7 protein-coding genes, 5 tRNA genes and 3 rRNA genes are annotated in these 12,185 nt (G+C 42.6%); 11 read left to right on the top strand and 4 right to left on the bottom strand.

Features of this window, described 5'->3' with window-relative positions:
• Nucleotides 1–93: 93 nt before the first annotated feature.
• From X781_RS01085 to rrf, 11 genes are all read left to right on the top strand, one after another.
• Nucleotides 94–1,155: a TDP-N-acetylfucosamine:lipid II N-acetylfucosaminyltransferase gene (locus X781_RS01085; protein WP_025235160.1), complete on the top strand. Its 1,062-nt coding sequence runs from the start codon at nucleotides 94–96 to the stop codon at nucleotides 1,153–1,155.
• Nucleotides 1,155–2,420 carry a WzyE family oligosaccharide polymerase gene (locus X781_RS01090; protein ID WP_025235161.1) on the top strand — a complete coding sequence of 422 codons (1,266 nt, stop codon included), beginning with the start codon at nucleotides 1,155–1,157 and terminating at the stop codon, nucleotides 2,418–2,420. Before X781_RS01085 ends, X781_RS01090 begins: the two co-directional genes overlap by 1 nt.
• Nucleotides 2,410–3,132: a lipopolysaccharide N-acetylmannosaminouronosyltransferase gene (gene wecG / locus X781_RS01095; protein WP_025235162.1), complete on the top strand. Its 723-nt coding sequence runs from the start codon at nucleotides 2,410–2,412 to the stop codon at nucleotides 3,130–3,132. Before X781_RS01090 ends, wecG begins: the two co-directional genes overlap by 11 nt.
• 156 nt (nucleotides 3,133–3,288) lie before the next feature.
• Nucleotides 3,289–3,365, top strand: a tRNA-Arg gene (locus tag X781_RS01100).
• A gap of 28 nt (nucleotides 3,366–3,393) precedes the next feature.
• Nucleotides 3,394–3,469 (top strand) — tRNA-His (locus X781_RS01105).
• A 27-nt stretch (nucleotides 3,470–3,496) separates the two neighbouring features.
• Nucleotides 3,497–3,573: transfer RNA gene (locus X781_RS01110), tRNA-Pro, on the top strand.
• A gap of 188 nt (nucleotides 3,574–3,761) precedes the next feature.
• Nucleotides 3,762–5,301, top strand: a 16S ribosomal RNA gene (locus X781_RS01115).
• Nucleotides 5,302–5,410: 109 nt separating this feature from the next.
• Nucleotides 5,411–5,487 (top strand) — tRNA-Ile (locus tag X781_RS01120).
• Nucleotides 5,488–5,537: 50 nt separating this feature from the next.
• A tRNA-Ala gene (locus tag X781_RS01125) sits at nucleotides 5,538–5,613 on the top strand.
• Nucleotides 5,614–5,925: 312 nt separating this feature from the next.
• Nucleotides 5,926–8,826: ribosomal RNA gene (locus X781_RS01130) — 23S ribosomal RNA — on the top strand.
• A 145-nt stretch (nucleotides 8,827–8,971) separates the two neighbouring features.
• Nucleotides 8,972–9,087 (top strand): 5S ribosomal RNA (gene rrf, locus X781_RS01135).
• The 16S, 23S and 5S rRNA genes sit together here with 5 tRNA genes alongside, the layout of an rRNA operon.
• Nucleotides 9,088–9,296: 209 nt before the next feature.
• Here the strand turns inward: rrf and X781_RS01140 are convergent.
• The 4 genes from X781_RS01140 to X781_RS01155 form a co-directional block, all read right to left on the bottom strand.
• Entirely contained in the window at nucleotides 9,297–10,088 is a 792-nt protein-coding gene (locus X781_RS01140; protein WP_025235163.1) for a glycosyltransferase family 2 protein, read from the bottom strand.
• A complete protein-coding gene (lpxH, locus tag X781_RS01145) occupies nucleotides 10,085–10,786 on the bottom strand; it encodes a UDP-2,3-diacylglucosamine diphosphatase (protein ID WP_025235164.1) in 702 nt (233 codons plus the stop codon). The genes X781_RS01140 and lpxH overlap by 4 nt, the downstream gene beginning before the upstream one ends.
• A gap of 73 nt (nucleotides 10,787–10,859) precedes the next feature.
• Nucleotides 10,860–11,381 (bottom strand): DUF1523 family protein, encoded by a 522-nt coding sequence (locus tag X781_RS01150; RefSeq protein WP_025235165.1) that lies wholly within the window; start codon nucleotides 11,379–11,381, stop codon nucleotides 10,860–10,862.
• 10 nt (nucleotides 11,382–11,391) lie between these two features.
• Entirely contained in the window at nucleotides 11,392–12,180 is a 789-nt protein-coding gene (locus X781_RS01155) for a TatD family hydrolase (RefSeq protein ID WP_025235166.1), read from the bottom strand.
• Nucleotides 12,181–12,185: the final 5 nt, after the last annotated feature.

Here is a 12,185-nt window from a genome sequence, read left to right on the forward strand (position 1 = left end):
GTTTTTTAGTCGCATTTATGCAAAAGAAATTTCGGCAGAATTGTCAATTTTTGTTAAAATTGGAAGTATTTTTTGGCTGAAGGAAATAACGTTATGCAACCGATTTATCATATTTTAGGCTCGGATATTCCACACCATAATCAGCGTGTTTTAACGTTTTTTCAACAAGAGTTGCTACCTACGTTGCCGCCTTCTTCCCATTATTTTTATGTAGTGGGTAAGGATATACTTAAAACCTATTTCCCTGATTTGGAGATAACGACTTTTTCTACTCAAAAACAAATTGCTCAAGCACTCATTGCAAAAAATCAGCAAAATCCGACCGCTTGTTTTATCTTACACGGTCAGTTTAATCTGTGGGTTTGGCTTGCCATTGCGTTAGGAAAATTATCAACAGAAAATATTATCTGGCATATTTGGGGAGCGGATTTATACGAAGTCTCAGCTTCTTGGAAATTTAGGTTATTTTATCCAATTAGGCGGTTTGCTCAACGTAAGTTAAAGCAAGTCTGGGCAACAAGGGGTGATCTGGATTATTTCTGGCGACGTGTAAGATCAAGATCGGAACAGGATCGGTTAATCTATTTCGCAACGAAATTGCCGGATCGACATAGCGTGCAGAGAATTAAAAATGATCAATTAACTATTTTATTAGGCAATTCAGGCGATCCTTCTAATAATCATATTCAAGCATTAAAGGAAATACAGCAGCGTTTGGGCAACAACGTACGAATTATTGTGCCAATGGGCTATCCGGCAAATAATGAAGGTTATATTCAGCAAGTGGAAGCTGAGGGCAAGCGGTTATTTTTAGCGGAAAATTTACAAATTCTGCGAGAAAAATTGGATTTTGACGAATATCTTTTATTGCTTTCACAATGCGATCTCGGCTATTTTAACTTTGAACGCCAGCAAGGCATTGGTACGATTTGTTTGTTGATCCAACAGAATATTCCTTGCGTGTTGCACCCGAATAATCCGTTTGGTTTGGATATGCAAGCCGAGCAAGTGCCTTATCTGTTGGCGGAGAATATGACATTTTCAAAAATTCAAGCTGCCAAACAACAATTAGGTGATATGAATAAAAACAACATTGCGTTTTTTCCTAAAACTTATCTGAAATTATGGCAAACACAATTAACTGAATTTACATAATGAATAATTTACTGTTTCTTGGCGGATTTTACCTCGTTTCCGTAGGGCTATTTTTAACCGTACTTTATCGGCTTTATCAGAAATCGGGCTTTACTTTCCATTTACTGTTCAGTCTGATCTATTTTATTACCTTTTACGCAGGCTTCCCGCTTTCTCTCGCAATGGCATTAGGCTTTGATTACTTACTCCCAAATATTGAACATCAATGGTTGGTGTTTATGACAAGCGGAGTGGGCTATTTCATTTATTTTGTCGTTTATTCTTACTGTTGCCGTTTTTCACTGCCGTTTGAGCCAAAATCTGCAAGTTTTCAGGCAAAAATAACCGCTTGTATGTTGGCGTTAGTTGCCATTTCAACGTTATTTTACTTCCTTTATTTAAACGGTTTCCTCTTCTTTAAATTAGAAAAGTATAGCCAACTGTTCGCTAAAGATTGGGTCGTGCTTTCAGCATTAAAACGTTTTTTCTACTTTTTATTGCCGGCTCTGCTGATTTTTTTCTTCTTATATAAGAACAAAAAAGCGTGGTGGACTGTGCTGATTATCGGCGGATTATTTGGCTTACTAACCTATTTCGCCGTAGGCGGTACAAGGGCAAATTTAGCATTGGCAGTGGCATTTTTCTTGCTGATTGGTTTGCAGCAAAAGTATCTTTCACTATCCACTGTAGTTTGGCTAGGGTTAAGTGGTGTAATCGCAATGTTTTTCCTCGCTCTCGCTCGCTATAAATTGAATCTTTCTGCCAGTGAAACGATCTACACCTTTTTATATTTGAGCCGAGATACCTTTTCACCTTGGGAAAATCTCGCCCGCTTATTATCTTCTGATGTGGAATATCAAGGCTTAATGCCGATTGTGAGGGATTTCTATGTCTATATTCCACAATCTGTTTGGCAAGAACGCCCCGATATTGCGTGGAACACGGCAAATTATTTTACTAAAGTGATTTTGGGGAATCATTCAGGCTTAGCCATTTCACCTACGTTATTAGGTTCTTTCTATATTATGGGCGGATTTGGGTTGATCGCGATTGGAATGGCGGTTGTGGCGTTTTTGATTAAAATGTTAGATAACTTTTTTACCTATGGAAAAGCAGTCAATTCCGCATTAATTCAGGCGTATTGTTTCGGTAATTTGTTCAACTTGATTGTTTTAGTCCGAGAGGGAATGGACGCTTTTGTCTCTCGCTTCCTCTTTTTTACGATTGTTTTTGCCGCTTGTTGGCTATTAGCGAAGTTAATAGGTGGGAAACAAGATGTTCGATAACGTCATTATTCGTGGCATTAGGTTACAAGCGGTTAAAAATCAGGAAATTTTTGCAAATTTTTTAATGAATGAGCAGAGTATTCAACAGGGAAGATTGATCGCCATTAATGCGGAAAAAGTGATTAATGCAGAAAAAAATCCACAGCTACACCAAGTGATTGCTGACTCTGAGTTTAACTATGCAGATGGGATCAGCATTGTTCAGTCGGTAAAAAAGAAATATCCAAATATGGAAATAGAAAGAATTGCAGGAGCAGATTTATGGGAAAAACTAATGCAAAAAACAGGGGAGTTGAATGTGCCTGTTTTTTTAGTGGGTAGCACTTCTGAGAATTTAAAGTTAGTTGAAGCTAAGTTAGCGAAATGGAGTGTCAATATTGTCGGCACGCATCACGGCTATTTTAATGAAGAAGATGAACACTCTCTTATTACCCAAATTAAGCAAAGTGGAGCGAAATTTATCAGTGTTGCAATGGGAACGCCAAAGCAAGAGCTATTTATTCAAAAAGTCTATAAAGAATATCCGCAGGCTCTCTATATGGGGGTAGGGGGAACTTACGATGTTTTTACCGGAAAGACAAAAAGAGCACCTAAAATCTGGCAAAATTTAGGACTGGAGTGGTTTTATCGCTTATTACATCAACCCACACGTTGGCAACGACAACTCAATTTGCTGAGATATGCTTATTATTATGTAACGAATCAGCTCTAAAAATCAGCATATTTGATATTTATTACACGTTTTGAATAAAATAAAATCAAATGAGATGTTTTTTTAAATTTTTTTGAAAAAGTGCTAGACAAGGGGAATGGAAATCTATAATATACGCCTCCGTTGCGACGCAATAACTTATTGATGTAAATCAAAGCGTTCGTAGCTCAGTTGGATAGAGCGTTGGCCTCCGGAGCCAAAGGTCGCAAGTTCGAATCTTGTCGAGCGCGCCAGAGTCAATGCAGCACTATCAACACAATGGTGGCTATAGCTCAGTTGGTAGAGCCCTGGATTGTGATTCCAGTTGTCGTGGGTTCGAATCCCATTAGCCACCCCATTTAAATATACTCTTATGAGTAACTGACGGCGAGTAGCGCAGCTTGGTAGCGCAACTGGTTTGGGACCAGTGGGTCGTAGGTTCAAATCCTATCTCGCCGACCAATTCTTTTTTGCTCTTTAACAATTTATCAGACAATCTGTGTGGGCACTTGTTGATTGACTTGATTTTAAAAATATTTTTTAATTTTGAAGTCTTAATAGGTGCTAACTAGAAATTCATTTTAACTTTTTTAAGTTTACTTAAATTAGTGTGATTATTTTATGTCAGCAGTATTGAGCGATTGAACTTTTAATTGAAGAGTTTGATCATGGCTCAGATTGAACGCTGGCGGCAGGCTTAACACATGCAAGTCGAACGGTAACAGGGAGAAGCTTGCTTCTTTGCTGACGAGTGGCGGACGGGTGAGTAATGCTTGGGAATCTGGCTTATGGAGGGGGATAACTACTGGAAACGGTAGCTAATACCGCGTAATGTCTACGGACTAAAGGGTGGGACTTTCGGGCCACCTGCCATAAGATGAGCCCAAGTGAGATTAGGTAGTTGGTGAGGTAATGGCTCACCAAGCCGTCGATCTCTAGCTGGTCTGAGAGGATGACCAGCCACACTGGAACTGAGACACGGTCCAGACTCCTACGGGAGGCAGCAGTGGGGAATATTGCACAATGGGGGGAACCCTGATGCAGCCATGCCGCGTGAATGAAGAAGGCCTTCGGGTTGTAAAGTTCTTTCGGTAGCGAGGAAGGTGATTGTTTTAATAGAGCAATCAATTGACGTTAACTACAGAAGAAGCACCGGCTAACTCCGTGCCAGCAGCCGCGGTAATACGGGGGGTGCGAGCGTTAATCGGAATAACTGGGCGTAAAGGGCACGCAGGCGGACTTTTAAGTGGGATGTGAAAGCCCCGGGCTTAACCTGGGAATTGCATTTCAGACTGGGAGTCTAGAGTACTTTAGGGAGGGGTAGAATTCCACGTGTAGCGGTGAAATGCGTAGAGATGTGGAGGAATACCGAAGGCGAAGGCAGCCCCTTGGGAATGTACTGACGCTCATGTGCGAAAGCGTGGGGAGCAAACAGGATTAGATACCCTGGTAGTCCACGCCGTAAACGCTGTCGATTTGGGGATTGGACCTTGAGTCTGGTGCCCGTAGCTAACGTGATAAATCGACCGCCTGGGGAGTACGGCCGCAAGGTTAAAACTCAAATGAATTGACGGGGGCCCGCACAAGCGGTGGAGCATGTGGTTTAATTCGATGCAACGCGAAGAACCTTACCTACTCTTGACATCCAGAGAAGCTTGTAGAGATACGAGTGTGCCTTCGGGAGCTCTGAGACAGGTGCTGCATGGCTGTCGTCAGCTCGTGTTGTGAAATGTTGGGTTAAGTCCCGCAACGAGCGCAACCCTTATCCTTTGTTGCCAGCGATTCGGTCGGGAACTCAAAGGAGACTGCCGGTGATAAACCGGAGGAAGGTGGGGATGACGTCAAGTCATCATGGCCCTTACGAGTAGGGCTACACACGTGCTACAATGGCGTATACAGAGGGCAGCGAGCCAGCGATGGGGAGCGAATCTCACAAAGTACGTCTAAGTCCGGATTGGAGTCTGCAACTCGACTCCATGAAGTCGGAATCGCTAGTAATCGCAAATCAGAATGTTGCGGTGAATACGTTCCCGGGCCTTGTACACACCGCCCGTCACACCATGGGAGTGGGTTGTACCAGAAGTAGATAGCTTAACCGCAAGGGGGGCGTTTACCACGGTATGATTCATGACTGGGGTGAAGTCGTAACAAGGTAACCGTAGGGGAACCTGCGGTTGGATCACCTCCTTACCAAGAATCAAGAAGCGAGAGCTTGATGGCGTAAAGCCAGAACGACAGCAAGTGTTCACACAGATTGTTTGATAGATGAAAGTAAAGACAAAACCGAAGGTCATCCGTTGGGTCTGTAGCTCAGGTGGTTAGAGCGCACCCCTGATAAGGGTGAGGTCGGTGGTTCAAGTCCACTCAGACCCACCACTCGAACGATGCGAAAGCCGAGCAAGAGTGAAAACAACGGAAGATGAATTGGGGATATAGCTCAGCTGGGAGAGCGCCTGCCTTGCACGCAGGAGGTCAGCGGTTCGATCCCGCTTATCTCCACCAATCATCATACCTAAGGTTGCAAGCGGTAGAAAATACCGAGATTTTTGCGATTTTAGGTATGATGATAGGCGAAAGCCGATTGTCTAATGTTCTTTAAAAATTTAGAAACAAGCTGAAAAACTGAGAGATTTTTCAAGTTCACTAAAGCAAAAAGCAAAAAGCAAAAAGCAATAGTGAATAAATTGAAAGTCTGAGTATAAAAAATCTTGAGTGAACAAAAGCACTCAAGTGTTTAGTTGAATAATATCGCTTCAAATAAAATCGTTTGATTGATTTAAATGAAAATTTAAATGAAAACATTTGAGGTTGTATAGTTAAGTGACTAAGCGCACAAGGTGGATGCCTTGGCAATCAGAGGCGAAGAAGGACGTGCTAATCTGCGAAAAGCTTGGATGAGTCGATAAGAGGCGTTTAATCCAAGATATCCGAATGGGGAAACCCAGTAGATGAAGAATCTACTATCATTATCTGAATACATAGGATAATGAGGCAAACCGGGAGAACTGAAACATCTAAGTACCCCGAGGAAAAGAAATCAACCGAGATTTCGTTAGTAGCGGCGAGCGAACGCGAAAGAGCCAGTTAGTGATAGCAAGTTTGTTAGGAGAATGAGCTGGGAAGCTCAATCGTAGAAGGTGATAATCCCGTATCCGAAAACATTCTTGTGGTACTAGGCTAACAACAAGTAGGGCGGGACACGTGATATCCTGTTTGAAGATGGGGGGACCATCCTCCAAGGCTAAATACTCCTGATTGACCGATAGTGAACCAGTACTGTGAAGGAAAGGCGAAAAGAACCCCGGCGAGGGGAGTGAAATAGAACCTGAAACCTTGTGCGTACAAGCAGTGGGAGCAGATTTATTCTGTGACTGCGTACCTTTTGTATAATGGGTCAGCGACTTATATTTTGTAGCAAGGTTAACTGAATAAGGGAGCCGAAGGGAAACCGAGTCTTAACTGGGCGTGTAGTTGCAAGGTATAGACCCGAAACCCGGTGATCTAGCCATGGGCAGGTTGAAGATTGGGTAACACTAATTGGAGGACCGAACCGACTAATGTTGAAAAATTAGCGGATGACTTGTGGCTGGGGGTGAAAGGCCAATCAAACCGGGAGATAGCTGGTTCTCCCCGAAATCTATTTAGGTAGAGCCTTATGTGAATACCTTCGGGGGTAGAGCACTGTTTCGGCTAGGGGTCCATCCCGGATTACCAACCCGATGCAAACTGCGAATACCGAAGAGTAATGCATAGGAGACACACGGTGGGTGCTAACGTCCATCGTGGAGAGGGAAACAACCCAGACCGCCAGCTAAGGTCCCAAAGTACTAGTTAAGTGGGAAACGAAGTGGGAAGGCTTAGACAGCTAGGATGTTGGCTTAGAAGCAGCCATCATTTAAAGAAAGCGTAATAGCTCACTAGTCGAGTCGGCCTGCGCGGAAGATGTAACGGGGCTAAAACTAGTCACCGAAGCTGCGGCATCAATGGATACATTGTTGGGTAGGGGAGCGTTCTGTAAGCGGAAGAAGCTGAATTGAGAAGTTTGGTGGACGTATCAGAAGTGCGAATGCTGACATAAGTAACGACAAAACGAGTGAAAAACTCGTTCGCCGGAAGACCAAGGGTTCCTGTCCAACGTTAATCGGGGCAGGGTGAGTCGGCCCCTAAGGCGAGGCTGAAAAGCGTAGTCGATGGGAAACGGGTTAATATTCCCGTACTTGGTGTAATTGCGATGTGGGGACGGAGAAGGTTAGGTTATCAGGGTGTTGGATATCCCTGTTTAAGTTGGTAGGTGGGAAGATTAGGCAAATCCGGTCTTCCATTAACACTGAGAGATGATGACGAGGCACTACGGTGCTGAAGTAACCGATACCACGCTTCCAGGAAAAGCCACTAAGCGTCAGATTACACTGAACCGTACTATAAACCGACACAGGTGGTCAGGTAGAGAATACTCAGGCGCTTGAGAGAACTCGGGTGAAGGAACTAGGCAAAATAGCACCGTAACTTCGGGAGAAGGTGCGCCGGCGTAGATTGTAGCCCCTCGCGGGTGAAGGTTGAACCGGTCGAAGATACCAGCTGGCTGCAACTGTTTATTAAAAACACAGCACTCTGCAAACACGAAAGTGGACGTATAGGGTGTGATGCCTGCCCGGTGCTGGAAGGTTAATTGATGGTGTTATCGAAAGAGAAGCTCCTGATCGAAGCCCCAGTAAACGGCGGCCGTAACTATAACGGTCCTAAGGTAGCGAAATTCCTTGTCGGGTAAGTTCCGACCTGCACGAATGGCATAATGATGGCCAGGCTGTCTCCACCCGAGACTCAGTGAAATTGAAATCGCCGTGAAGATGCGGTGTACCCGCGGCTAGACGGAAAGACCCCGTGAACCTTTACTATAGCTTGACACTGAACATTGAATTTTGATGTGTAGGATAGGTGGGAGCCTTTGAAGATGACACGCCAGTGTTGTTGGAGGCGTCCTTGAAATACCACCCTTTAACGTTTGATGTTCTAACGAAGTGCTCGGAACGAGTACTCGGACAGTGTCTGGTGGGTAGTTTGACTGGGGCGGTCTCCTCCCAAAGAGTAACGGAGGAGCACGAAGGTTTGCTAATCACGGTCGGACATCGTGAGGTTAGTGCAATGGTATAAGCAAGCTTAACTGCGAGACAGACAAGTCGAGCAGGTGCGAAAGCAGGTCATAGTGATCCGGTGGTTCTGAATGGAAGGGCCATCGCTCAACGGATAAAAGGTACTCCGGGGATAACAGGCTGATACCGCCCAAGAGTTCATATCGACGGCGGTGTTTGGCACCTCGATGTCGGCTCATCACATCCTGGGGCTGAAGTAGGTCCCAAGGGTATGGCTGTTCGCCATTTAAAGTGGTACGCGAGCTGGGTTTAGAACGTCGTGAGACAGTTCGGTCCCTATCTGCCGTGGGCGTTGGAGAATTGGTTGGGGCTGCTCCTAGTACGAGAGGACCGGAGTGGACGCACCGCTGGTGTTTCGGTTGTGTCGCCAGACGCATTGCCGAGTAGCTATGTGCGGAAGAGATAAGTGCTGAAAGCATCTAAGCACGAAACTTGCCAAGAGATGAGTTCTCCCAGACTATAAGTCTGTAAGGGTTGTTGGAGACTACGACGTAGATAGGCGTGGTGTGTAAGCGTAGTGATACGTTGAGCTAACACGTACTAATTGCCCGAGAGGCTTAACTATACAACGCTCAAGTGTTTTTGGAAGCGAAAGCGAGAAAGACGAGAAGCGAAGTAGAGTAAAGACTAAACAGAAGACAAACAAAGAAAAGACGAACAGAGAAAGCATACTCAAAGTAACAGCTTGTTTTTAGATTTTAACGGATTTTCCCGACGACAATAGTGCTGTGGTTCTACCTGATTCCATTCCGAACTCAGAAGTAAAACGCAGTAACGTCGATGGTAGTGTGGTGATTCGCCATGTGAGAGTAGAGCATCGTCGGGTTTTTAATTTGAAGCGAAAGCGGAAGAGACAGAAGAAAAGAACGAAGACATAAACATAAATAAACAAGGCATAAAGAGCCCCTAAGTAGAGATACTTAGGGGTTTTTGTTTTTTATCTTAGCATAACCATAACCATAGCATAGAAGGTTATTTTGCAAAATAAGGTATAAAAATGACCGATTGTTATTAAGGGAAAGTTACAGCTTGTTTTTAGCTCCATTCAAGTGTGTAAGGCTTAATGCCAATTTCTTTACTATTAAGACATCCCTGTAGAGTTCTAACATTATTAACAATATTTTCAGTAATTAGGTTGGCTTGTCTCATTTTTTCTTCAGTAACATTAGGATCTTTTTCATTAAATAAAATCGCATTCAGTAATCTTTCGGCGTGCATTCCATCTCGGTAGTAGTGTAAAACGCCAACATCGTTAAATGCTGTAGCTACTGAGCTGATTTGTGTAGTTGCTATGCCTAATGCACCATCTTCTCCACCTAATTCTCTAAAGAGTTGATGATGTGGGAATCCACCGCAAGCTAAGAAAAATGAGCGACGGAATACGACATTTCCTCCACAGGTCATTCGCATATATTGCCAAGCTTGGCCAAAATTGGGGTGGGTACTGTAGCGTTTATCTAAGTCAATCGGCGTTAATGCCAGGCGAACCAAAGCAGTTTCAGGTTTGAATTCAAAAATCTTTGTGGCTACCTGTAATGCTCCGTTTTCATAAGCATCATCAGCATCTAAAAAGGCGATTAAATCCGCTTCACTTTGTAATGCTCCCCAATTACGGGTTTTTGCCACGCCATTATTTTGAGGCATTTGTTCTACTCTAATTTTATCAGGTACTTGGGCTTGTAAATATTGAGCTAGAGCAAGTGTATTATCAGTTGAGCCATCATCAATCAGCCATAGTAGATTTAATTCCGGTTGATTTAATACACTTTGAACAGCTCGAACAAGCGTGTTTTCGGCGTTGTAGCAAGGAATAATGACATCAATCATATAAATTCTACCCCTTGTTTGGTTACTCTCAAAATAGAAGCGTAATTTTCTTTCCAGTCGCCTAATACAATACGCGTAAAGCTAGTATGTTGATGGATTGCTTGGCGATGTGTATGTCCGTGTATAAGTTGCTTTGTGCCGAATTTAGCGACAATTTGAGATGTAAATTCATTATTCACATCCATAATTTCAGCGGATTTACCACGCTTTTCTTGTTTGCTTTTAGCGCGGATCTTTTCTGCAATATGAATTCGCCAAGAAAGTGGAAACATTAAAAAGATTGTTTGTCGCCATTTTTGGTGGACTTTTTTACGGAATTGTTGGTATTTTACGTCATCAGTACAAAGTGTGTCGCCGTGGCAAAGTAATGTGGATGTGCCGAATAAGTCAATGATGTGATAATCAGGTAAAATAATCATACCCGTTTGTTCGCTAAAACGTTTCCCAATTAAAAAATCACGATTTCCACAAATAAAATAGCATTTTGTACCGCTTGTCGTGAGGGTTTTAATTGCATTTTTAACAGTTGAAATGAGTTCAGACTCTTCATCATCGCCAATCCAAAAATCAAACAGATCGCCTAAGATATAAACTGACTCAGCAAGCGGTGCTTTTTCTTGCATAAATTGCAAAAAAAGATCGGTAATTTCAGGTTGATTTTCGTTTAAGTGCAGATCGGCAATAAAATAATAAGTCATTTGATATTTTTGATAAAAAGAAAACGGTTCAATTTTTTACAAAATCGAACCGTTTGTCAAAGGTTTAATTAGCTTAATCTTTAAAGATGCCGCGAATGAATTGCACCGAGAGGAAGAATAAGAAAGCGAGTACAGCATAAAGGACATAGCTCATAATCGGTTTACTTACAGTTTCCGCTTCAGCTAATGGCTTGATAGAAACAATATTTCTAAATTCATTTAGCCAGTTAATACGCCAGCCGTAATATTTAATTTGCACACGTTGTTTCTCATTTGCGTAGGCTTGTGCTTTGGCTTGAATATCCGCTGAACCAAATTTGAAATAAGGCGGCAAGCCCCAGCCCGTATCTTCGTTACGGTACACCATCACTTTCTTGGTTTCTGGCTCTTCGGTAAAGAGGAAGTAAACATCACGCACTTGACCATCAGCAGGGTTTGATTTGCTAATCACGCCGTCTTTATCCATTCTGCGAACTTCCATTCCCGTTACTAGCGTTTCTTCATAGCTTGGCATTGCGTAATTAACTGCTCCGCCTAACACAATAAAAAAGGCAAGTGAGACTAAAATTAGAAAATATTTGAGCATAATTCTCATATTCTGTTCCTTATAATTGAATTTTAAATAAGTTTTGCACATTTTCGGTTGTAATGCGAGCAAATTCTTCTGTTGAAACCCCTTTTAATGTAGCAACATATTCACAAGTTTCTCTCACATAAGCGGGCTGATTTGGCTTTCCTCGATAAGGAATGGGAGCTAGATAAGGCGAATCTGTTTCCACTAATAGACGATCTAATGGTACTTTTCTAACCACATCTCGTAATTCTTCCGCATTGCGAAAGGTAATAATACCCGAAATGGAAATATAAAATCCGATATCTAAGGCACGCTTTGCCATTGTCCAATCTTCCGTAAAGCAATGCAAAACACCACCGCATTTTTCTGCATTATTTTGTTCTAATATATCCATTGTATCTTGATGTGCTGAGCGAGAATGGATAATTAATGGCTTGTTCAGTTTATTTGCAATTTCAATTTGTTGAACAAAGAGCGATTGCTGTAATGCTTTGGTTTCTGGTGTGTAGTGATAGTCCAAGCCTGTTTCGCCAATGGCAACCACTTTTGGATCTTGAGCAAATTCAAAGAGTTTATCGTAATCAAAAGGTTCATCTTCCACATTTAATGGGTGTACGCCACAAGAAAGTGATACGTCATTGCGATGAGCAGTTAAATTTTTCATTGCTTCAAAACGCCCAACAGTGGTACAAACAGAAAGAAAATGATGAATGCCACGAGCTTTTGCGTTTTCAATCACTTCATCAATATTTTTATATCGGGTGTCGTAGTCTAAAGAGTCTAAATGACAGTGTGAATCTATAATAAATAAGTCTTTCATTTTTT

The sequence above is a fragment of the Mannheimia sp. USDA-ARS-USMARC-1261 genome (assembly GCF_000521605.1).
Taxonomy (GTDB): Bacteria; Pseudomonadota; Gammaproteobacteria; order Enterobacterales; family Pasteurellaceae; genus Mannheimia; species Mannheimia indoligenes.